Below are 20,821 nucleotides of genomic sequence, written 5' to 3'. Positions count from 1 at the left end.
CTAGACCGGGACGTCGCTGCGCCCCTCGATCTGGAGAGCGTCGCTCTCGGTCTCGGTAAAATCGCCGCCCTTGCCGGCGAAGGCGGCCTCGAGCCGCCGCATGTCGAGCGCGCCTTCCCAGCGCGACACGACGATCGTCGCCACCGCGTTGCCGGTGAAATTGGTGAGCGCGCGGCATTCGCTCATGAAGCGGTCGACGCCGAGGATCAACGCCATCCCCGCGACCGGCACCGCCGGCACGACCGACAAGGTCGCGGCGAGGACGATGAAGCCCGATCCGGTCACGCCCGCGGCGCCCTTGGACGAGAGGATCGCCACCGCCATCAGCAGCGCTTGGTCGGCGAAGGTCAGCGGCGTGTTGGTCGCCTGGGCGATGAACAAAGCGGCCAGCGACATGTAGATGTTGGTGCCGTCGAGGTTGAACGAATAGCCGGTCGGCACGACCAGGCCGACGATCGGCTTTGGGCAGCCGGCGCGCTCGAGCTTCTCCATCAGCAGCGGCATCGCGCTTTCCGACGATGAGGTGCCGAGCACCAGCAAAAGCTCCTCCTTGATGTAGCGGACGAGGCCGAGCAGCGAGAAGCCGGCGGCGCGCGCGACGAGGCCGAGCACGACCACCACGAACAGCAGCGACGTGACGTAGAAGGTCGCGATCAGGCCGGCCAAATTGGCGAGCGTGCCGATGCCATATTCGCCGATCGTGAAGGCCATCGCGCCGAACGCGCCGATCGGCGCGGCGTACATCAGGATATGGACCATGCGGAACACGATCGCTGTCAAAGTCCGCAGGCTGCCGAGGAATTTCTCCCCTCGTTCTCCGATCAGCGCCAGCGCGACGCCGAACAGGATCGCCACGAACAGGACCTGCAAGATCTCGCCCGATGTGAACGCGCTGATCGCCGTGTCGGGGATGATGTGCAGCACGAAGTCGGTGACGGTCCGCTCCTTGGCGGCGCTGACGTAGCTCGATACCGCGCCCTGATCGAGCGTGGCGGGATCGATGTTGAGCCCGGTGCCCGGGCTGACGACATTGCCGACGACCAAGCCGACGATCAGGGCGAGCGTGGAGAAGGTGAGGAAATAGGCCATCGCCTTGGCGCCGACCCGGCCGAAGGCCTTGAGATCGGCCATGCCGGCGATGCCGGTGACGACGGTGAGGAAGATCACCGGCGTGATGATCATCTTCACCAGCTTGATGAAGCCGTCGCCGAGCGGCTTCAGCGCCGATCCGAATGCGGGAAACAGCCAGCCCGTCAGGACGCCAAGAGCGATGCCGACCAGCACCTGGAAATAGAGCGTCGTCCAGAAGGGCTTCCCCGCACTCGCCATATTCATCCTTTCAAGCTCTTCGGAAACCGGCGGGGTTTAGCAGCAATGCCGGCGCTGTCAGCAGGAATTGCGCCGCGTCATGCTGCGCAGCATTTGGCGCAGCACGACGGGCATGCATAAGGGCAGGGAAGCCGTCGCTTTGCCGCGCTATTTGCTGCGCGAAGCCTTCCACTTCCGCACCGCGGCGAGCGTGTTCTTGACGTGATCCTTGTAGCTCAAGTCGCTGTGCGCGTAGATCACCGTGCCGTCGGGCGCGATCACGTAGGAGGTGCGGTTGGTCAGCGTCGGCTTTTGCGGAAGCACGACGTCATAGGCCTTGATCACCTCCTGCGATGCGGTCGCGACCGGGAATTTGTTGCGGCACGCGTCGACCGAGAATTTGGCGAGCTTGTCATAGGGGTCGGCGGAAAGGCCGACGACGCGCGCGCCGGCGGCCGCGAAATCGTCATAAGCCTCGGAGAATTCGTGCGCTTCCAGCGTGCAGCCCTGGGTGAAGGCGGCTGGAAAGAAATAGAGGACGAGCGGACCCTTCTTGAGCTGCTGCTTCAGGCGCAGGTTGAACGGCTTGCCGGCGAGCGCGCCCTTGGTGGTGAAATCGGGCGCCTTGGCGCCGACGGGCAGCGCAGCCTCGGCGGGCACGGCGGCGAGCAATGCCGCAGCGCAGGCAAGAACAGTGAAACGCATGGCATCCTCCTTGTTTGGACGTGACGATAAAGCGGGCCGGCGCCCACCGCCATCCCATTGTTTCTCTGCCTGCAGCGGTTTCACGCCGCGCTCCGGATCGCTATATGCGCGGCAGCGGCGTCCGGGCCGCGAGACGGAGTGAATGCATTGAACCTCGAGACCACGATCCTTCCCGAAGCGCAGACCGACAGCTGGACGGTGGCCGGCCGCACCTTCCATTCGCGCCTGATCGTCGGCACGGGCAAGTATAAGAGCTTCGAGCAGAATGCGGCCGCGGTCGAGGCGTCGGGCGCGGAGATCGTCACCGTCGCGGTGCGCCGGGTCAACGTCTCCGACCCCAAGGCGCCGATGCTGACCGACTTCATCGACCCGAAGAAGACCGTCTACCTCCCCAACACCGCCGGCTGCTTCACCGCCGAGGATGCGATCCGCACTTTGCGGCTGGCGCGCGAGGCGGGCGGCTGGACGCTCGTGAAGCTCGAGGTGCTGGGCGAGGCCAAGACGCTCTACCCGGACATGATCGAGACCCTGCGCGCGACCGAGATCCTCGCCAAGGAAGGCTTCGAGCCGATGGTCTATTGCGCCGATGATCCGATCGCTGCGAAGAAGCTCGAGGATGTGGGCGCAGTCGCGATCATGCCGCTAGGCGCGCCGATCGGCTCGGGCCTCGGCCTCCAGAACCAGGTGATGATCCGCCTGATCGTCGAGAATGCGAAGGTGCCGGTGTTGGTCGACGCCGGCGTCGGCACTGCCTCAGACGCCGCGGTAGCGATGGAGCTTGGCTGCGACGGCGTGCTCATGAACACCGCCATCGCCGAGGCCAAGGACCCGATCCTGATGGCGCGCGCGATGAAGGCCGCGGTCGAGGCCGGCCGCCTCGCCTACCGCGCCGGCCGCATGGGCAAGCGCCGCTACGCCGACCCGTCGAGCCCGCTCGCAGGGCTGATCTAACCACTGTTCCCCGGCGAAAGCCGGGGCCTATGGGAGCGCAAATTGGGCCCCGGCTTTCGCCGGGGAACACTAATGTCGCCCCCGCTCCCGTTCGCCCTGAGCCTGTCGAAGGGCTCTCCTTCGTCCTTAGTCGCTGAAGGAAAGGAAAGGGCTTCGACAGGCTCAGCCCGAACGGATTGGCGCGTTACTGCTTCCCCCAGCCGGTCCAGCCTGGGCCGCGGACGACGCGGCCGGGCTTGGCGCCGGTGTGGGCGCCGTCCTTCAGCACCTGGGTGCCGTTGACCAGCACGTGGCGGACGCCGACGCTATATTGGTGCGGCTTGTCGAACGTCGCCTTGTCCGAAATCGTCTTGGCATCGAACACGACCAGGTCCGCGAAATAGCCCGGCGCCAGCCGTCCGCGCCCGCGCAGCTGCAGCTGGGCGGCGGGCAATGAGGTGAGGCGGCGTATGCCTTCCTCCATCGGGATCACTTTCTCGTCGCGCACATATTTGCCGAGGAAGCGCGCAAACGTGCCGTAGGCGCGCGGGTGCGGATTGCTCTTCAGGAAATTGCCCTCGGCGGCGACGCTGCCCGAATCCGATCCGACCATGGTCCACGGCCAGGCGATGTTGCGGCGGATATTGGCCTCGTCCATCAGGAAGTAAGCGGCGCCGACGCGGCTGTCGTCCTCGATCACGAGGTCGATGATCGTGTCCTCCGGGCTGGTGCCGCGCATCTTCGCGACCTCGGCCAAAGTCTTGCCGGTGAGCGGCTTCAATTTGTCGCTCTTGAACGCGATCAGCAGCACATTCTCCGGCCCGCCGGAATCATGCATCAGATTCTCCCAGTCGACCGCGGGCGCGCGCATTTCCTTGATGACGCGGGCGCGGATCGCGGGGTCCTTGAGGCGCTTCACCCAGGCGTCGTGGCCGCCTTCCTGCACCCAGAGCGGCATGGTCGCGTAAAGGCCGGTCGAGCCCGCGATATAGGGATAGATGTTGGCGGTGACGTCGACGCCCTCGGCGCGCGCCGCCCAGAGCTTGCGCAGCACCGGCTCGGACTTCGTCCAATTCTCGCGGCCGCCGGGCTTCATATGGTAGATCTGGACCGGAGCGCCGGTGCGCCTGCCGATGGCGAGGATCTCGTCGACCGCCCGCTCGTAGCGCGCCGCCTCGCTGCGCAGGTGCGAGATGTAGCCGCCGCCATATTCGTGCGCGGCGGCCGTCAGCGCGACCAGCTCGTCCGTGTCGGCGAAATTGCCGGGCGCGTAGATCAGGGAAGAGCCGACCCCCATCGCGCCCTCGCGCATGGCCTGGCGGACCAGATCCTGCATGCGCTTCAATTGCTCGGGCGTGGCCTTCTTGTTGTCCCTGCCGACCTCGTGGATGCGGACGGTCGTCGCGCCGACGAACGAGGCGATATTGGTCGATATGCCCTTCTTCTCGGCATGGTCCATATATTCGCCGAGCGTCGTCCACGGGATATCGAATTTGAAGTCGCTCTGCTGCTTCAGCTCCTCGGCGCGCATGGCCGGAGTCAGCGGCCCCATCGACCAGCCTTCGCCGAACACTTCGAGCGTCACGCCCTGGCTGATGTCGCTCATCGAGCGGCCGTCCTCCAGCAGCGATTCGTTGGCCCAGCTCAGCATGTTGATGAAGCCCGGTGCCACGGCGAGGCCGCCGGCCTTCACTTCCCGGTCGGCGCTCGCACCGGAAAGGTCGCCCAGCGCGGCGATACGGTCGCCCTTGATGCCGACGTCGCCGGCATATGGCGTGCCGCCCTGGCCGTCGTAGATCAGGCCGCCGCGAATGATCGTGTCGTAATCGGCCGCCGCTGCCGCCGTGACCGGCGCGAACGCCACCGCCGCGCTCACCAGCGCTCCCAGGACCTTGCTCAACATCATCACCCCCCTGTCTTTTCGGGGGAGCTTAGCGCCGTCGGCGCGGGGCGCAATCAGTCGCGATAATCGATCCGGACCTTCGCTGCCGCAGCCTCGGCAAGCCGGCGCGCTTCGTCGCTCGTCGCGCCCGAGGCGAGCGCGACGCCCATGCGGCGATTGGGCCGCGTGACCGGCTTGGCGAAGATGCGCAGATCGACCTCATGGCCGTGTCCGCCCAAGGCGAGCGCGTCGGCGAGCCCGGAATAGCTGAAACTCTCGGCGTCGCGGTCGGCGAGGATCACGGCCGACGCCCCGGCCGGGTGGCGCAGCTGGATCTCCGGGATCGGCAGGCCGAGGATGGCGCGGGCGTGGAGGTCGAACTCGGTCAGGTTCTGCGAGACCAATGTCACCATGCCGGTGTCGTGCGGGCGCGGCGAGAGCTCGGAGAAGATCACCTCCTCGCCGGCGACGAAGAATTCGACGCCGAAAATGCCGTGGCCGCCGAGGTCGTCGACCACCTTGCGCGCCATGTCCTGCGCATCGGCCAGCGCCTTGGCAGACATCGCCGCCGGCTGCCAGCTCTCCATATAATCGCCGCGCTCCTGGCGGTGGCCGATCGGCGGGCAGAACAGCACGCCGTCGCGCGTCCGCACCGTCAGCAACGTGATCTCGTAGTCGAAGCGCACGAACTCCTCGACGATCACGCGCGCGCGGTCGCCGCGCATGTTGGCGACCGCATAGTTCCAGGCCTCCTCGAGGCCGGCTTCGTCGGTGACCGTCTTCTGGCCCTTGCCGGACGAGGACATGACCGGCTTGATCACGCACGGGAAGCCGGTGTGCTCGGCGCCGGCGCGCACCTCTTCGAGACTCTCGGCGAAGCGGAAGCGCGACGTGCGCAGGCCCAGCGGACCCGCGGCCAGCTCGCGGATCGCGTCGCGGTTCATCGTCATCTGGGTGGCGCGGGCCGAGGGCACGACGACCGTTCCTTCGGCCTCGACCTCGGCGAGGATCTCGGTGCGGATCGCCTCGACCTCGGGCACGACGAAATCGGGCCTGTGCTTGGCGACCGCGGCGCGCAGCCGCTCGCCGTCCAGCATCGAGAAGACTTCCGCCTCGTCGGCCATCTGCATCGCCGGCGCGCCTTCGTAACTGTCGCAGGCGACGACGTAGCAGCCGAGCCGTTTCGCCGAGATCGCGAACTCGCGGCCGAGCTCGCCCGAGCCCAGTAGTAGGATTTTGGCGATGTGGTTCATGCGGATTCCCTGGCTGACGCGCAGGCGGGGTTAAAGCGGCGGCGCCCGACCCTCAAGCGGTTACGGCGCCTCGTGCGCCAATCGCGGTCTCCCGTCGAACGCTCGTGAGTCCCATGCGTTGACCCGCAAAGCCCCGAACAAGGAGATTCTTCCATGGCGCGCAAGCTGAAGCCGCTTTCCGAGCAGACCATCGTCATCACCGGCGCTTCGAGCGGCATCGGCCTCGCCACCGCCAGGATGGCCGCGCAGCAGGGCGCCAAAGTCGTGCTGAGCGCCCGCAGCCGCGACGCGCTCGCCCAGGCGGTCGACGAGATCAACCAGGCGGGACCCGGCAAAGCGAGCTTCGTCACCGCCGACGTCGGCAACCGCGAGGAGCTGGAAGCGGTCGCCGCCCACGCGCTCGACCGGTTCGGCGGCTTCGACACCTGGGTCAACAATGCCGGCGTCGGCATCTGGGGCACGATCGACCAGGTCAGCGACGCCGACATGCGGCGACTGTTCGAGACCAACTTCTGGGGCGTGGTCTATGGCTCGGAGGTCGCGCTCGCGCACCTCAAGGCGCATGGCGGCGCGCTGATCAATATCGGCAGCGTCACCTCCGACCGTGCCATGCCGGTGCAGGGTATCTATTCGGCGAGCAAGCATGCGGTGAAGGGCTTTACCGACGCGCTGCGCATGGAGCTGGAGGCGGAGAATGCGCCGGTCTCGGTGACCCTGATCAAGCCCGCCTCGATCGGCACACCGATGCCGCAGCATGTGAAGAACTATTCCGAGCAGGAGGCCAAATTCCCGCCGCCCATCTATGCGCCCGAGGAAGTCGCGGCGACGATCCTGCGCGCGGCCGAGCGGCCGACGCGCGACGCCTTCATCGGCAGCGCCGCCAGCACGCTCAGCCATTTCTCGCAGCAGGCGCCGCGGGTGATGGACTGGATCAGCGAGAAATTCCTGATCAACAGCCAGTTTGGGCCGGACCGGGCGACGCCGACCGACAATCTCCATCACGGCCAGTCGGAGGCGCAGGTGCGCGGCGACCATCAGGGCAGCCTGATCCGGCCGAGCGCCTACAGCAAGGCGGCACGCCACCCGCTGGCGACGCTGGCGCTGGCCAGCCTGGCCGCTGCCGGGATCGGCGCATTGCTCTCCACCCGCTGGCAGGCCGAGGAGGCCTAAGGCGGGTCAGGCGTCGATGAGCGGGTAGATATCGCGAAGCTCCGCCAGCGTCTCGGGGACGCTGCGGTGGTGGACGAAGATGCCGCCGGCCTCCTCCCAGAGGTGGCGGTGCTTGAGGGTATCGTCGACCAGCACGTCGCCCTCGTGGCAATGGTTGCGCTTGTCGACCGCCATGCAGGTGATGATCCGCGTGCCGGGGAAATGCTGCGCTGCCCAGCGCACCTTCTGATCCGCTGCCCAATTGCCGCGCGGCAGGCCGGTGAGGATGATCGGATCGAGATGTTTGACCGCCTCGAACAATTCGCGTGCGCCCGGCATCAGCGGCAGGGTGCCGTAGAAATCGGGCGCGCTTGCCAGCTTCGCCCACATCTTGCCGATATTGTAGCGCTGCTCGAACGCCTTCGGCTTCAGGCCGAGGATTGCCTCCGCGCCCTTGTCGAAATCGGCCAGCACGCCGTCGCAGTCGAGATAGAGCTGGCGCCTCACGGCCAGCGCCTCGGTTCGAGCAGCACCGGGACAGGCAGGTCGATCCTCTGCCAGCCGAGCTTTGCGATCACGTCGTTGCTCTCCTTCGCTTTGCGTCCCTTCGCCTTATCGAGCGACCAGGTGATGTGGTAGGTGCTGCCGTCGGGCCGGTCGGCGGTGCCGTCGATCGTCACGACCAGCGCCTCGACGCCGGCATCGTCGTCGATCCGTCCGACGATCTCACCGGTGACCGGGCCGGGCAGCACGGCGTCGCGCCGCACCTTGGCGGCGAGCGTGACATGGTCCGCCACCACGTCCGGAAATTTCGGAGGGAATTGGAGCAGCAACTCTTTGCGCTGCTCGCGGTCGAGCGCCCAGCCAATGACGCTGTCGCCGGTGCCGGCCTTCGCGGCGGCCTGTTCGGGAGTGGGTGTCATGCGCGTTCAACCTCCGTGCCGCGGGAAAGATGCGCCTTTCTCTGCGTTGACGGGAGGAGGAGCATGAACATGGAACGCGACAAGGCGAGCGACGAGGACCTTCCCCACCAGGACCCGGAGACGACGCAGAAAGGCGAGGAGGCGGCGAAGCATCTCGACGAAATCCCGCCCGTCGGCACCGATCCGCTGCACGAAGGACCCTAAGCCAGATAGGCGGCCAGCGCCGCGGCCTCGTCGTCGCTCGCGACGAGGCCGGTCTTGGTGCGGCGCCACAATATGTCCTCGGCCGTGCGTGCGAACTCGCGATCGACGAGGTAGCGCACTTCGCATTCGTAGAGCCCCGGCGCGAAGCGGCGACCCAGTCCGTCGAGGCTGGTCGCATCGCCGAGCACGTCCTTCAGCCGCGTGCCATAGGCCCGGGCGAGCCGCGTCACCATCGGTGCAGGCATCCACAAGCGCAGCCGGTCCAGATAGTCGTTGAACGCGGGAAAGATGTCGCCGCCCGGTAGCGCGGTGTGGGTGGTCCACTTGCGTCCCTCGATTCCGAGCCGGTCCAGCGCTTCGGCCGCCAGCGCGCGCGCGGTGGTGATCTTGCCGCCGAATACCGACAGCAGTTTCGCGCCGGGATCGTCGTCGAGTTCGAGCCGGTAGTCGCGCGTCACAGCCTTCGCCTCGGCGGCGCCGTCGTCGTAGAGCGAGCGCACGCCCGAATAGCTCCAGCGGACGTCGGCGGGGCCGAGCTGGGCCTCGAAATAGAGGTTCGCCGCCGCGCACAGATAGGCGATCTCGTCGGCATCGATCACCGCCTTCTCCGGCGTAGCGACCGGCACGTCGGTGGTCCCGATCAACGTGCAGCCGTCGAACGGAAGGGCGAAGACGACGCGCCCGTCTTGCTGCTGCAAGATGTAGGCGTGGTCGCCCTCGTAGAGGCGGGGCACGGCGATATGGCTGCCCTTGATGAGCCGCACCCGGCTCTCGCTGCTCTCGCACAGGCGCTGGTTCAGCACTTCGGCGACCCACGGCCCTGCCGCGTTGACGATCGCCTTTGCAGCGACCCGCCGCCCGCCCGACAGCTCGGCCTGCCAGAGATCGCCCTCGCGCCGCGCCGTCAGCAATTCGGTTCGGGTGGCGATTTCGGCGCCGCGCTCGGCGGCATCGACCGCGTTCAGCACCACCAGCCGGCTGTCGTCGACCCACGCGTCCCAATAGATCGCCATCCGCCGCGCCGCCGCCCGTTTCAACGGGGAGATCAGCGTCTCGCTGCCGCGCGGTTTCACCTTGTGCGAACCGGGCAGGCTGCTGCCCCACGCGAGCAGGTCGTAAAGCTTGAGGCCCGCGCGGACCATCCACCACGGCCGCATGCCCTCGGTGTGGGGCAGCACGAAGCGCAGCGGCCGCACGATATGCGGCGCGGTGCGCAGCATGATCTCGCGCTCCTGCAGCGCCTCCCGCACCAGCCGGAACTCGTAATATTCGAGATAGCGCAGCCCGCCGTGGATCAGCTTGGACGAGGCCGAGGAGGTATGCTGGCCAAGATCGTCCTTCTCGACGAGCAGCACTTTTTGCCCGTGCCCGGCGGCGTCGCGCGCGATCGCGGTGCCGTTGATGCCGCCGCCGACGACGAGGAGGTCGAAGCTTTCCATTGTCGCTTCGTCTGTTAGCGTGGCGGGCGCAGAGAGCAAAGGGAGGGCATATGGCGGACCGGCTGCTGGTCATCGACGCAGGCACGACCAGCACGCGGGCGATGCTGTTCGCGGCCGACGGCGCGTGCCTCGGCTCCCAGCAACGCGACCTCACCCAGCATTACCCGCAATCGGGCTGGGTCGAGCATGACGCGGAGCAGATCTGGAGCGCGAGCCTCGCCTGCGCTCGCACGGTCGTCGAGCAGGCCGGCGGCGCCAACGCGATCGCGGTGCTCGGCATCACCAACCAGCGCGAGACGATCGTCTTCTGGAGCCGGCGGACGGGGAGGGCGCTCGCCCCCGCGATCGTGTGGCAGGACCGGCGCACCGCCGACCTGTGCGAGCGGCTGCGCGAGGACGGCCACGAAGCCACGGTCCAGGCGCGGACCGGCCTGCTGCTCGATCCCTATTTCAGCGCCACCAAGATCGCCTGGGCGCTCGACCACTGGCCGCAACTGCGCGCGGCCGGCGCCGACCTCCTCGTCGGCACGGTCGAGAGCTGGCTCGTCTATCGCCTCACCGGGGGGCTCCACATCAGCGACGCGACCAACGCTTCGCGCACCGCCCTGCTCGACATCGGCACCGGGCGCTGGGACGACGACCTGCTGGCGCTGTTCGGGGTGCCGCGCGCGGCGCTGCCGGAGGTGGTCGATTGCGCGGGCGATTTCGCGCAGACCATGCCCGATCTGTTCGGCGCGCCGATCCCGATCGCCGGCATGGCGGGCGACCAGCAGTCCGCGGCGATCGGCCAGGCCTGCCTCGCGCCCGGCGACACCAAGGCGACCTACGGCACCGGCGCGTTCGTCCTCAGCCATGCCGGCGCGAACCAGCCGGTGTCCCACCATCGCCTGCTCGGCACGATCGCCTGGCAATTGGGCGGCGTGCGAGCCTACGCGCTCGAAGGCTCGGTGTTCGTCGCCGGCAGCCTGATCCAGTGGCTGCGCGACGATCTCGGCCTGCTCGCCGCATCGTCCGAGAGCGAGGCGATGGCGCGATCGGTTGCGGACAATGGAGGCGTCTATCTGGTGCCCGCCTTGTCGGGGCTCGGCGCGCCGCACTGGCGGCCGGATGCGCGCGCATCCATTTCCGGCCTGAGCTTCGCCTCGGGCCGCGCCCATATCGTCCGCGCCGCGCTCGAGGCGCAGTCGTACCAGACCCACGACCTGATGACCGCCTTCGCCGCCGACGGCGTGCAGTGGCAATGCCTGAAGGTCGACGGCGGCATGGTCGCCAATGACTGGCTCGCCCAGGACCTCGCCGACACGCTCGATCTCGAAGTCGAGCGCCCCGCCTTCATCGAAACGACCGCGCTCGGCGCGGCGATGCTCGCCGGCGTCGGCTGCGGCATGTTCGCCTCGCTGGAGGAAGCGGCGGCGATGCGCGGCTCGGTGACGCGCTTCGATCCCCGCATGAATCAGGAGGACCGCGACCGCCGCCTCGCCGGTTGGCGAACAGCGGTGACCGCGGTCCTCTAATTTCTTCCCCGGCTTTCGCCGGGGAACGGGTCGGTTCGCTTTACCAGATGCGGACGCGGTCCTCGGGCTTCACGTAGAGCGCGTCGCCCTCCTTGATGCCGAACGCGTCGTACCAGGCGTCAACGTTGCGCAGCGGCGCGAAGGCTCGGATCTGGCCGGGCGAGTGGGGCCCGTTGACGATCTGCTGCCTGAGAGCGTCGTCGCGCCACAGGGTCCGCCACACCTGGGCCCAGCCCATGAACAGGCGCTGCTCGCCGGTGAAGCCGTCGATCACCGGCGCCGGCTTGCCGTCGAGCGAGTTGCGATAGGCTTCGAGGCCCAGCAGCACGCCGCCGAGATCGCCGATATTCTCGCCCATCGCGACGCGGCCGTTGATGTGCATGTCGGGCAGCGTCGGGAAGCTGTAGGCCTCATACTGCCCGCCGAGGCGCGCGGCCTGGGCTTCGAACTTGCCGGCGTCCTCGGCGGTCCACCAGTCGCGCAATATGCCTTCGCCGTCCGACTTGCGGCCCTGGTCGTCGAAGCCGTGGCTGATCTCGTGGCCGATCACACCGCCGATCGCGCCGTAATTGACCGCCGGGTCGGCCTTGGGGTCGAAGAAGGGCGGCTGCAGGATCGCGGCCGGGAAGACGATCTCGTTCTTCACGGGCGAATAATAAGCGTTCACCGTCTGCGGGGTCATGCCCCATTCGGCGTCGTCGACGCGCTGGCCGAGGCGGTTGGTGCGATAGGCCCACTCATATTGCGCCGCCCGCTCCATATTGCCGAACAGGTCGCCGTTGCGGACCTGCAGCGCCGAATAGTCCCGCCACTTGTCGGGATGGCCGATCTTCAGCCCGAAATTCTCGAGCTTGGCGAGCGCCTGGACCTTGGTCTCGGCGCCCATCCATTCGAGGCCCTCGATGCGCTTCTTCATCGCGACGCGGATGTTGGCGACGAGGTCGTCCATCGCCGCCTTCGCCTCCGGCGTGTAGTAGAGTTGGACATAATCGCGGCCGATCGCCTCGCCCATCGCATTCTCGGCGAAGGACACGCCGCGCTTCCAGCGCTCGCGCTGCTCGGGCTGGCCCTGCATGAACTTCGAGCGGAACTCGAAATTGGCGTCGACGAACGCCTTGGAGAGGAGCGGGGCGGCATCGTCGACCGTGTGGAATGCCTGCCACGCCTTCAGCGTGTCGAGGTTGGTCGCGGCAAAGATCGCGGCCAGCTTCGGGAAGGCGGTGTTCTGCGAGACGATCGCCTTGTCCGCCTTGCCGACATTGGCGGCCTGCATGAACGCGGCCCAGGGGAAGCCCGGCGCCTGCGCGTTCAGTTCGGCCAGCGTCATCGGATTGTAGGTCTTGTCGCGGTTGCGGCTCTCGGCGCGGGTCCAGTGCGCTTCGGCGATCTTGGTCTCCATCGCGACGATGTCGGCCGCGGCCTTCTCCGCATTGGCCCAGCCGGCGAGGCCGAGCATCTGCGCGACATATTGCTGGTAGCGCGTCTTCTGCGGAGCGAACTTCTCCTGCAGGTAAAGCTCGCGGTCGCCGAGGCCGAGGCCCGACTGGCTCATGTAGAGCGCGTAATAATCCGGATTCTTGCTGTCGTCGTTGACGTAGGCACCGAAGAAGCTACCGCCGATGCGACCGAGCGACCGGCCCATCAGGGTCGCCATCGCGCCCTTGGCCTTCACCGCGCGGATCGCGGCCAGCGTGGGTTTGAGCGGCTTTGCGCCGAGCTTCTCGATCGCCGCCTCGTCCATGAAGGAGCGGTAGATCGCGGCAACCTTGGCCTGATCGCCGTCCTTGGTTGGGTCGCCGAGCTTGTAGCCCTCGACCAGCTGGCGGACGCGTGCCTCGGAAAGGTCGCGCAACACCGCGAAGCCGCCATAGGAGGAGCGGTCGGCCGGGATCGGGGTCGTCTTCGCCCAGGTGCCGTTGACGTAGCCGAAGAAGTCGTCGCCGGGCTTCACCGAAGTGTCCATGCCCGCGGTATCGATCCCCCACGTCCCCATCCGCACGGCTTCGACCGAACCCGAGCCGGTGCCCGTCGACGCGGCTTGGCTGAACAGGGCCAGATTGGTGCACTGCTCGTCGACGCATTCATGGGCATCGTGGGCGAAAGCGGGCGCAGCCGCCGCCAGAGCAAGGGCGGAGACGGTGAGGCGGAAAAACGTCATGCAGGATCCTCGAAAAAAGACAGCGCCCGGACAGGCCGGACGCTGCGCGAGGCTATATAGATCGTTCGTTTAATACAAGCTGTACGACCCGGCTAAGGCAGCTCGCACAAGATGATGGAATCGAAGCGGTTATTCGTCGATCTGGGTGACGGGCGGAGCCGGCACCGGGGAACCCGCAGGCGCCTGCCAGCTGTCGTCGATCATCTTGATGATCGCGGAGAAATCCTTGGCCGATCCGCCGCGGTCGGCGAAGCGCGCGTAGAGGCTCTCGGCATGGCTGCCCATCGGCGTGTAGGCGTCGACGCTCTGCGCCGCCTCCATCGCAAGGCGGAGATCCTTCAGCATCAAAGCTGCTGCGAAGCCGCCTTCATAATTGCGGTCGGCGGGCGTCTCCGGGCCGACGCCGGGCAGCGGGCAATAGCTGGTCATCGACCAGTTCTGGCCGGAAGCCTGGCTCGAAATGTCGAAGAATGTCTGCGGGTCGAGGCCGAGCTTCTGGGCGAGCACGAAGGTCTCGCAGGTCGCGACCATCGAGGCGCCGAGGAGCATGTTGTTGCAGATCTTGGCGGCCTGGCCGGCGCCGGGTCCGCCGGCATGGATCACGGCCTTGCCCATGATGTCGAGATAGGGCCGGGCGCGCTCGAACGCGTCCCCGGTGCCGCCGACCATGAAGGTGAGCGTGCCGCCCTCGGCCGCGGCGATGCCGCCCGAGACCGGCGCGTCGACCATCGCATAGCCGCGGCCCTGCGCCTTCTCGATCTCCTCGCGCGCAGTGGAAACGTCGATCGTAGAGCAGTCGATCAGGATCGCGGTGGTCGGCGCTTCGCCCAGCACGCTGCCCTCATAGACGTCGCGGACATGCTTGCCGGCGGGCAGCATGGTGATCACCGCCTCGACGCCGGCGACCGCTTCGGCGGCGGTCGCCGCGGGCATGCAGCCGGCCTTCTCGGCCTTGGCAAGCGCCTCGGCGGAGAGGTCGAAGGCGCGCACGTCATGGCCCGCCTTGGCGAGGTTCGCGGCCATCCCGCCGCCCATATTGCCGAGCCCGATAAATGCTACACGTGCCATGTCTTTCCTCCAATCGTCATGCCGGACTTGATCCGGCACCCATGCCCACGGGCAGAGCCGGATTGTCGCGGTCGGTGTTCCTGGGTCCCGGCTTCCGCCGGGATGACGGCGGCGTCAGCGCCCCATCCACTCCGCTTTCCGCTTGGCGACGAACGCGGCCATGCCTTCCTTCTGGTCCTCGGTGCCGAACAGGCCGTGGAACAGGCGGCGCTCGAACACGATCCCCTGCGCGAGAGGCATCTCGAATGCGGCGTTGACCTGCTCCTTGGTCGCGATCGCGGCCAGCGGCGCCATCCCGGCGATCGTCGCGGCCGTCTTCAGCGCTTCCTCGAGCAGGCTTTCGGCCGGAACGACGCGCGCGACGAGGCCTGCGCGCTCGGCTTCCTCGGCGCCCATCATGCGGCCGGTGAGGCACATCTCCATCGCCTTGGCCTTGCCGATCGCAAGCGTCAGCCGCTGCGATCCGCCCATGCCCGGCGTCACGCCGAGCTTGATCTCGGGCTGGCCGAACTGGGCATTGTCGGCGGCGATGATGAAGTCGGCCATCATCGCGACCTCGCAGCCGCCGCCAAGCGCGTATCCCGCGACCGCGGCGATCCACGGCTTGCGCGTCGCCGTTACCTTCTCCCAGCCGGCGAAGAAGTTGGAGCCGTACATGCTGGCAAAGCCCTGGCTCTCCATCTCCTTGATGTCGGCGCCGGCGGCGAATGCCTTCTCGCTGCCGGTCAGCACGGCGCAATGCTGGCTGTCATCGGCATCAAAAGCGGCGAAGGCGTGGATCAGCTCGCCGAGCACGGCGGTGTTGAGCGCGTTCAAGGCCTTGCGCCGGTTGAGCGTGATCAGCGTGACCGCGCCACGCTGCTCGACCAGGATGTTCTCGTAATTCACTATTTGGCTCCATCGACGGAAAGCGGCGTCCATTCCTCGCCCGCGGGCATCGGCGCGAAGATCGTATCGATCATATGATCGGTGACGCCTTCGGGTTCGGCCGGATTCCAGCGCGGCGCATTGTCCTTGTCGATCAGCACCGCGCGCACACCCTCGGCGAAGTCGGGCCGCTGCACGACACGGGCCGCCACCGCATATTCCTGGCGCATCTCGTCGGCGAAATCGTTCATGCGCGCGCCGTCGGAAAGGAGGCGGAGTGAGACCTTGCACGCCTGCGGGCTCTTCGAGCGCAAGGTCGCCAGCTCGGTCTCGGCCCAGTCGGAACTGTCCGCTTCGAGCGCGGCGAGGATGTCCTCGAGCCGGTCCGCCGCGAAGGTCTTGTTGATGTGGACCAGATTGTCGGCGATCTTTGCCGCCGGCGGGGTCACTCCGGCCGCGCCCAATATGCCCTCGATCCGCTCGGGATGTTCGGCGATCCGCTCCTTCACCTCGTCGAGCTTGGCGTGCGGAATAAAATGGGTGGCGAGACCGAGATAGTGGCTCTCGGCGCCGTCGAGCCGGGCGCCGGTCAACGCCAGGAACTGGCCGACCCGGCCGGGCAGGCGCGAGAGATACCAGCCGCCGCCGACGTCCGGGAACAGGCCGATCGCGGTCTCGGGCATGGCGAAGCGGGTATTCTCGGTCGCGACGCGATATTTGGCGGGCTGGGAGATGCCGACGCCGCCGCCCATGGTGATGCCGTCCATGAAGGCGACCACCGGCTTGGCGTAGGTGAAGAGGAGATGGTTGAGCCGATATTCCTCGTGGAAGAAGGCGCGCGCATCGGCGCCGTCGCTCGATCCGCTTTCGGCGAGCATGCGGACGTCGCCGCCAGCGCAGAAACCGCGGCCCTCCATATGGTCGATCAGCACCGCCTGCACGGACGGGTCGGCGCGCCATTCGACCAGGGCGGCGATCATCGCGCTGCACATGTCCTTGGTCAAAGCGTGGATCGCCTTCGGGCGGTTGAGGCGGATACGGCCGACCTTGCCCTCGATCTGGGTGACGATGTCGCTCATTGGCGCAGCATATCCCGGGCGACGATCATGCGCATAACCTGGTTGGTCCCTTCAAGGATCGAGTGGACGCGGAGATCGCGCCAGAAGCGCTCGATCGGATAATCCTGGAGATAGCCGTAGCCGCCGTGAAGCTGCAGCGCGCGGTCGACGACACTCGAGCCGGTGTCGGTGGCGAGGCGCTTGGCCATCGCCGCGAAGCGGGTCTTGTCGGGCGCGTTGGCGGTGACCTTGGCGGCGGCGGCGTAGAGCAGGGTGCGCGCCGCCTGCAGCTCCGTCTCCATGTCGGCGAGCGTGAACTGAGTGGCCTGGAAGTCGGCGATCGCCTGGCCGAACTGCTTGCGCTCCTTGGTGTAGCGCACTGCTTCGTCGAGCGCGCGCTGGGCACCGCCGAGGCTGCAGGCGCCGATATTGAGCCGGCCGCCGTCGAGGCCCATCATCGCGATGCGAAAGCCTTCACCTTCGCCGCCGACCAGATTCTCGACCGGCACGCGGACCTCGTCGAAATTGACCTGGGCGGTCGGCTGCGAATGCCAGCCGAGCTTCTTCTCCTGCGCGCCGAAGCTGACGCCCGGCATGTCCTTCTCGATGACCAGGCAGGAGATGCCCTTGGGTCCCTCCTCGCCGGTGCGGACCATGGTGACGTAGATCTCGTTCTCACCGCCGCCCGAGATGAACGCCTTGGAGCCGGAGACGACATAATGGTCGCCTTGCCTCACTGCCTTGGTCTTGAGCGCCGCCGCGTCCGACCCCGACGAGGGCTCGGTCAGGCAGTAGGAGCCCATCTGCTCCATCGTCACCATCGACGGCAGATACTTCTGCTTGACTGCGGCCGCGCCGAACCGGTCGATCATCCAGCTCGCCATATTGTGGATCGAGATGAAGGCCGAGGTGGAGGGGCAGCCATAGGCCATCGCCTCCATGATCAGGGCCGATTCGAGCCGGCCCAGCCCGATCCCGCCCGATTCCTCGGACACGTAGATCGAGCCGAAGCCGAGCTCGGCCGCGGCGCGGATCGTGTCGCGCGGGAAGATATGCTTCTCGTCCCACTCCGCGGCGTGCGGCGTGATCGCGTCGGCGGTGAATTGCTGCGCCATCTCCTGGATCTGGCGCTGCTCGTCGGTAAGGTCGAACTGGGTGGTCATATCTGTCCCATAACGTCATGCCGAACTTGATTCAGCATCCTTGAACGCGGTTTGCGAGAATTTTGCTCGAGGTCAGCGCCCCGCACAGCGTCATCCCGGGCTTGACCCGGGACCCATGAACACATCCGCGGCAATTCCGTACCATCGCGTTCACAGCCCCTGATTTTCGTCAGAATGACGAAAATGTTGCTTCGACATCCATGAAAGCGCCATCATCCGAATATGCCCAAGCAGCCGTGCGTCTACGTCCTGGCGAGCCGGCGTCACGGCACGCTCTATATCGGCGTAACCGCCGACCTGATGGCGCGGCTCCATCAACATCGCACCGGCGCTACGAAAGGCTTCACCGCCGAATATCGTGTCGGGCGTCTGATCCACTTCGAAATGTTTGACGACATGGCTGCGGCGATCTCCCGTGAGAAACAGCTCAAGAACTGGCGCCGCGCCTGGAAGATCGCACTCATCGAACAGGACAACCCCTTATGGGAGGACCGGGCGATAGAGCTCGGCTTCGAACCGATCCCGCCCCATCCCGCAACGCTGACGCCGTCACACCCGTCATCCCGGACTTGATCCGGGACCCATGAAAACGGCCCGCGACCTTTCTGCGCGATCGTGTTCATAGGTCCTGACTTTCGTCAGGATGACGGTGCGAACGACCGCCGCCGCGTCGTCACCCCATGGTCGGAATGACGAACGCGTTCTCGCCCGTCGCCGATCCGTCGGGCCAGCGCTGGGTGATGGTCTTGGTCTTGGTCCAGAAGCGGACGCCTTCCATGCCGTGCTGGTTGATGTCGCCGAACGCCGAGCGCTTCCAACCGCCGAAGCTGTGATAAGCGACCGGCACCGGGATCGGCACGTTGATGCCGACCATGCCGACATTGACGCGCGCGGCGAACTCGCGGGCGGCGTGGCCGTTGCGGGTGAAGATGGCGACGCCGTTGCCATATTGATGCTCGCTCGGCAGGCGCACCGCCTCCTCGAAGCTGTCGGCGCGGACGATCTGCAGGACCGGCCCGAAAATCTCCTCCTGGTAGGTCTGCATGTTCGGCTTGACGTGGTCGAACAGGGTCGGACCGACGAAGAAGCCGTTCTCGTGCCCCTGCAGCGTGAAGCCGCGGCCGTCGACGACCAGTTCGGCGCCTTCGTCGACGCCCATCTGGATGTAATTCTCGACCTTCTGCTTGTGGGCGGCGTTCACCACCGGGCCGTAATGCGCCTCGGCGTCAGTCGAGATGCCGACGCGCAGCTTGGCGATCGCGGGCAGCAGCGCCTCGCGCAATTCGTTGGCGGTCTTCTCGCCCACGGGGACCACGACGGGAAGGGCCATGCAACGCTCGCCAGCCGAGCCGAAGGCGGCGCCGGTGAGGTCGTTTACGACCTGGTCGAGGTCGGCGTCGGGCATGACGATGCCGTGATTCTTGGCGCCGCCCATCGCCTGGACGCGCTTGCCGGCGGCAACGCCGCGGCGGTAGACATAATGGGCGATGTCGGACGATCCGACGAAGCTCACCGCCTTGATGTCCTCATGGTCGAGGATCGCGTCGACCATCTCCTTGTCGCCGTGGACGACCTGGAGTATCCCCTGGGGCAGGCCGGCCTCGATCATCAGCTCGGCGAGCCGCACCGGCACGCTGGGATCGCGCTCGGACGGCTTCAGGATGAAGGCGTTGCCGACCGCGATCGCGACGCCGAACATCCACATCGGGATCATCGCCGGGAAGTTGAACGGAGTGATGCCGGCGACCACGCCCAAAGGCTGGCGCATCGAATAGACGTCGATGCCAGGGCCGGCGCCCTGGGTATATTCGCCCTTCAGCGCGTGCGGGATGCCGCAGGCGAATTCGATCACGTCGAGGCCGCGCTGCACGTCGCCCTTGGCGTCGGCGATGACCTTGCCATGCTCGGAGGCGAGCAAAAGCGCCAGTTCGTCGATATTCTTCTCGACCAAGGCCTTGAAGTTGAACATCACGCGGGCGCGCCGCTGCGGGTTGGTCGCGGCCCAGCCGTGTTGCGCCTCGAGCGCGATCTTCACTGCCTTGTCGAGATCGGCCGACGTGCCGAGCCGGACCTTGGCCTGCACCCTGCCATTGTTCGGATCGAAGACGTCGCCCTGCCGCTCGCCCGAGGCGAAGGCCGCGCCGCCGATGAAATGATCGATGTTCCGCATGGTCATCCTGTCCTGTCCGTCTCTCCAAGTGCGGCTGCTATGAGCCTCACCATCGGTGCAAGGCAAGCGATAGACATGCAGCCCGTGACTGCAATAATGCAGGCGGATGCAATGGGACGACCTGCGCCATTTCCTCGCCGTCGCGCGCGCCGGGCAGCTCAGCCGCGCCGCGTCCGGGCTCGGCGTCGACGCCACCACGGTCGGTCGGCGGTTGCGGCGGCTCGAGAAAGCGCTGGGTCAGAGCCTGTTCGAGCAGACCCAGGAAGGCCAGGCGCTGACCGAGGCCGGCGAGCGCTTGCTGGTCAAGGCCGAGGCCGTGGAACGCGAGATGCGCGCGATCGAGGCGGGCCCAGAGGCCGGGCACGGCCTCGCCGGCTCGATCCGGGTCAGCGTCTCGGAAGGGTTCGGCACCTGGTTCGTCGCCCACCATCTCGAGAGCTTCGCCGCCGCCCATCCGCGGCTCCGCATCGATCTCGTCGCCAGCAGCGGCTTTCTCAATCCGTCGCGGCGCGAGGCCGACGTGGCGATCCTGCTCGCCCGCCCGCGCAAGGGTCCGCTCTTCACGCGCAAGCTCACCGATTACCGGCTGCGCCTCTACGCCGCCCGTTCCTACCTCGATACGCACGGCCCGGTCGACGGCGTCGAGGCGCTGCGCGGCCATGCCCTGATCGGCTATGTGCCGGACCTGCTCTACGCACCCGAATTGCGCTATCTTGCCGAAATTGCACCCGCCCTCGAGCCGCGCATCCGCAGCACCAGCATCAACGCCCAATATCGCCTCGTCGCGTCGGGCGCGGGCATCGCCGTCCTGCCCTGCTTCATCGGCGACGCCGATGCCGGGCTGGTCCGCGTGCTCGACGACATCGCGGTAACGCGCTCCTTCTGGCTCGTCACCCATGCCGACACCCGCCAGCTCCCCCGCGTCGAGGCGTTCGTCGCCTGGCTCACCGAGTTGGTCGGCGCCCGCCAGCCGCGGCTTCTGGGCGCCTAATCGTCTTGCCGGGCTTGATCCGGCCTGCACGAACACGGA

The 20,821-nt window shown here is 67.0% G+C and carries 19 protein-coding genes; 6 read left to right on the top strand and 13 right to left on the bottom strand.

Annotated features, from left to right (window positions below; all coding sequences use genetic code 11):
* Both SH591_RS04565 and SH591_RS04560 read right to left on the bottom strand, forming a co-directional pair.
* Complete coding sequence (locus SH591_RS04565) at window positions 1–1,329, bottom strand: dicarboxylate/amino acid:cation symporter (protein WP_324750712.1); 1,329 nt, start codon at window positions 1,327–1,329, stop codon at window positions 1–3.
* 147 nt (window positions 1,330–1,476) lie between these two features.
* Window positions 1,477–2,013: a peroxiredoxin gene (locus SH591_RS04560; RefSeq protein WP_324750711.1), complete on the bottom strand. Its 537-nt coding sequence runs from the start codon at window positions 2,011–2,013 to the stop codon at window positions 1,477–1,479.
* Window positions 2,014–2,160: 147 nt separating this feature from the next.
* On the opposite strand from SH591_RS04560, the gene SH591_RS04555 reads away from it, so the two are divergent.
* Complete coding sequence (locus SH591_RS04555) at window positions 2,161–2,964, top strand: bifunctional sulfur carrier protein/thiazole synthase protein (protein ID WP_324750710.1); 804 nt, start codon at window positions 2,161–2,163, stop codon at window positions 2,962–2,964.
* A 184-nt stretch (window positions 2,965–3,148) separates the two neighbouring features.
* On the opposite strand, the gene SH591_RS04550 is transcribed toward SH591_RS04555, so the two are convergent.
* Entirely contained in the window at window positions 3,149–4,849 is a 1,701-nt protein-coding gene (locus SH591_RS04550) for an N-acyl-D-amino-acid deacylase family protein (RefSeq protein WP_324750709.1), read from the bottom strand.
* Between the two features lie 50 nt (window positions 4,850–4,899).
* Window positions 4,900–6,078, bottom strand: coding sequence for a formate-dependent phosphoribosylglycinamide formyltransferase (gene purT, locus SH591_RS04545; RefSeq protein ID WP_324750708.1), 1,179 nt, complete (start codon window positions 6,076–6,078; stop codon window positions 4,900–4,902).
* A gap of 153 nt (window positions 6,079–6,231) precedes the next feature.
* On the opposite strand from purT, the gene SH591_RS04540 reads away from it, so the two are divergent.
* On the top strand, window positions 6,232–7,248 hold the full coding sequence (locus SH591_RS04540) for an SDR family oxidoreductase (RefSeq protein ID WP_324750707.1): 1,017 nt from the start codon (window positions 6,232–6,234) through the stop codon (window positions 7,246–7,248).
* Window positions 7,249–7,254: 6 nt separating this feature from the next.
* Here the strand turns inward: SH591_RS04540 and SH591_RS04535 are convergent, their stop codons facing one another.
* Complete coding sequence (locus SH591_RS04535) at window positions 7,255–7,734, bottom strand: 5' nucleotidase, NT5C type (RefSeq protein WP_324750706.1); 480 nt, start codon at window positions 7,732–7,734, stop codon at window positions 7,255–7,257.
* Window positions 7,731–8,150 carry a hypothetical protein gene (locus SH591_RS04530; protein ID WP_324750705.1) on the bottom strand — a complete coding sequence of 140 codons (420 nt, stop codon included), beginning with the start codon at window positions 8,148–8,150 and terminating at the stop codon, window positions 7,731–7,733. Before SH591_RS04530 ends, SH591_RS04535 begins: the two co-directional genes overlap by 4 nt.
* A gap of 63 nt (window positions 8,151–8,213) precedes the next feature.
* Here SH591_RS04530 and SH591_RS04525 point away from each other — a divergent pair, with 63 nt between their 5' ends.
* A complete protein-coding gene (locus SH591_RS04525) occupies window positions 8,214–8,354 on the top strand; it encodes a hypothetical protein (RefSeq protein WP_324750704.1) in 141 nt (46 codons plus the stop codon).
* Here the strand turns inward: SH591_RS04525 and glpD are convergent.
* Complete coding sequence (gene glpD, locus SH591_RS04520; protein ID WP_324750703.1) at window positions 8,351–9,793, bottom strand: glycerol-3-phosphate dehydrogenase; 1,443 nt, start codon at window positions 9,791–9,793, stop codon at window positions 8,351–8,353. The two genes, SH591_RS04525 and glpD, sit on opposite strands and share 4 nt — an antisense overlap.
* Before the next feature lie 50 nt (window positions 9,794–9,843).
* On the opposite strand from glpD, the gene glpK reads away from it, so the two are divergent.
* Window positions 9,844–11,307: a glycerol kinase GlpK gene (gene glpK / locus SH591_RS04515; protein WP_324750702.1), complete on the top strand. Its 1,464-nt coding sequence runs from the start codon at window positions 9,844–9,846 to the stop codon at window positions 11,305–11,307.
* 40 nt (window positions 11,308–11,347) lie between these two features.
* On the opposite strand, the gene SH591_RS04510 is transcribed toward glpK, so the two are convergent.
* The 5 genes from SH591_RS04510 to SH591_RS04490 all read right to left on the bottom strand — a co-directional run bounded on the left by SH591_RS04510 (window position 11,348) and on the right by SH591_RS04490 (window position 17,621).
* Entirely contained in the window at window positions 11,348–13,465 is a 2,118-nt protein-coding gene (locus SH591_RS04510; RefSeq protein ID WP_324750701.1) for a M13 family metallopeptidase, read from the bottom strand.
* Window positions 13,466–13,594: 129 nt separating this feature from the next.
* A complete protein-coding gene (mmsB, locus tag SH591_RS04505; protein ID WP_324750700.1) occupies window positions 13,595–14,533 on the bottom strand; it encodes a 3-hydroxyisobutyrate dehydrogenase in 939 nt (312 codons plus the stop codon).
* A 114-nt stretch (window positions 14,534–14,647) separates the two neighbouring features.
* Entirely contained in the window at window positions 14,648–15,421 is a 774-nt protein-coding gene (locus tag SH591_RS04500; protein ID WP_324750699.1) for an enoyl-CoA hydratase, read from the bottom strand.
* A complete protein-coding gene (locus SH591_RS04495; protein WP_324750698.1) occupies window positions 15,421–16,479 on the bottom strand; it encodes an enoyl-CoA hydratase/isomerase family protein in 1,059 nt (352 codons plus the stop codon). Before SH591_RS04495 ends, SH591_RS04500 begins: the two co-directional genes overlap by 1 nt.
* Window positions 16,476–17,621: an acyl-CoA dehydrogenase family protein gene (locus SH591_RS04490; RefSeq protein ID WP_324750697.1), complete on the bottom strand. Its 1,146-nt coding sequence runs from the start codon at window positions 17,619–17,621 to the stop codon at window positions 16,476–16,478. The genes SH591_RS04495 and SH591_RS04490 overlap by 4 nt, the downstream gene beginning before the upstream one ends.
* Before the next feature lie 222 nt (window positions 17,622–17,843).
* Here SH591_RS04490 and SH591_RS04485 point away from each other — a divergent pair, with 222 nt between their 5' ends.
* Entirely contained in the window at window positions 17,844–18,194 is a 351-nt protein-coding gene (locus SH591_RS04485) for a GIY-YIG nuclease family protein (protein ID WP_324750696.1), read from the top strand.
* Window positions 18,195–18,294: 100 nt separating this feature from the next.
* On the opposite strand, the gene SH591_RS04480 is transcribed toward SH591_RS04485, so the two are convergent.
* The gene (locus SH591_RS04480) at window positions 18,295–19,791 is read right to left on the bottom strand and encodes a CoA-acylating methylmalonate-semialdehyde dehydrogenase (protein WP_324751328.1); all 1,497 of its coding nucleotides are present in this window, start codon (window positions 19,789–19,791) and stop codon (window positions 18,295–18,297) included.
* Window positions 19,792–19,897: 106 nt separating this feature from the next.
* Here SH591_RS04480 and SH591_RS04475 point away from each other — a divergent pair, with 106 nt between their 5' ends.
* On the top strand, window positions 19,898–20,782 hold the full coding sequence (locus SH591_RS04475; protein ID WP_324750695.1) for a LysR family transcriptional regulator: 885 nt from the start codon (window positions 19,898–19,900) through the stop codon (window positions 20,780–20,782).
* Window positions 20,783–20,821 lie beyond the last annotated feature (39 nt).

The organism is Sphingomonas sp. LY54, assembly GCF_035594035.1.
Lineage (GTDB): Bacteria > Pseudomonadota > Alphaproteobacteria > Sphingomonadales > Sphingomonadaceae > Allosphingosinicella.
This window is presented reverse-complemented; position numbering and strand designations above follow the sequence as displayed.

What these genes read in the sequence shown, in the direction of transcription:
- SH591_RS04495 (WP_324750698.1), bottom strand. Translation starts at nt 16,479, where the DNA reads ATGAGCGACATCGTCACCCAGATCGAGGGCAAGGTCGGCCGTATCCGC.
- SH591_RS04510 (WP_324750701.1), bottom strand. Translation starts at nt 13,465, where the DNA reads ATGACGTTTTTCCGCCTCACCGTCTCCGCCCTTGCTCTGGCGGCGGCT.
- SH591_RS04530 (WP_324750705.1), bottom strand. Translation starts at nt 8,150, where the DNA reads ATGACACCCACTCCCGAACAGGCCGCCGCGAAGGCCGGCACCGGCGAC.
- mmsB (WP_324750700.1), bottom strand. Translation starts at nt 14,533, where the DNA reads ATGGCACGTGTAGCATTTATCGGGCTCGGCAATATGGGCGGCGGGATG.
- SH591_RS04485 (WP_324750696.1), top strand. Translation starts at nt 17,844, where the DNA reads ATGCCCAAGCAGCCGTGCGTCTACGTCCTGGCGAGCCGGCGTCACGGC.
- SH591_RS04475 (WP_324750695.1), top strand. Translation starts at nt 19,898, where the DNA reads ATGCAATGGGACGACCTGCGCCATTTCCTCGCCGTCGCGCGCGCCGGG.
- glpD (WP_324750703.1), bottom strand. Translation starts at nt 9,793, where the DNA reads ATGGAAAGCTTCGACCTCCTCGTCGTCGGCGGCGGCATCAACGGCACC.
- SH591_RS04490 (WP_324750697.1), bottom strand. Translation starts at nt 17,621, where the DNA reads ATGACCACCCAGTTCGACCTTACCGACGAGCAGCGCCAGATCCAGGAG.
- SH591_RS04550 (WP_324750709.1), bottom strand. Translation starts at nt 4,849, where the DNA reads ATGATGTTGAGCAAGGTCCTGGGAGCGCTGGTGAGCGCGGCGGTGGCG.
- SH591_RS04565 (WP_324750712.1), bottom strand. Translation starts at nt 1,329, where the DNA reads ATGGCGAGTGCGGGGAAGCCCTTCTGGACGACGCTCTATTTCCAGGTG.
- purT (WP_324750708.1), bottom strand. Translation starts at nt 6,078, where the DNA reads ATGAACCACATCGCCAAAATCCTACTACTGGGCTCGGGCGAGCTCGGC.
- SH591_RS04525 (WP_324750704.1), top strand. Translation starts at nt 8,214, where the DNA reads ATGAACATGGAACGCGACAAGGCGAGCGACGAGGACCTTCCCCACCAG.
- SH591_RS04540 (WP_324750707.1), top strand. Translation starts at nt 6,232, where the DNA reads ATGGCGCGCAAGCTGAAGCCGCTTTCCGAGCAGACCATCGTCATCACC.
- SH591_RS04480 (WP_324751328.1), bottom strand. Translation starts at nt 19,791, where the DNA reads ATGCGGAACATCGATCATTTCATCGGCGGCGCGGCCTTCGCCTCGGGC.
- glpK (WP_324750702.1), top strand. Translation starts at nt 9,844, where the DNA reads ATGGCGGACCGGCTGCTGGTCATCGACGCAGGCACGACCAGCACGCGG.
- SH591_RS04560 (WP_324750711.1), bottom strand. Translation starts at nt 2,013, where the DNA reads ATGCGTTTCACTGTTCTTGCCTGCGCTGCGGCATTGCTCGCCGCCGTG.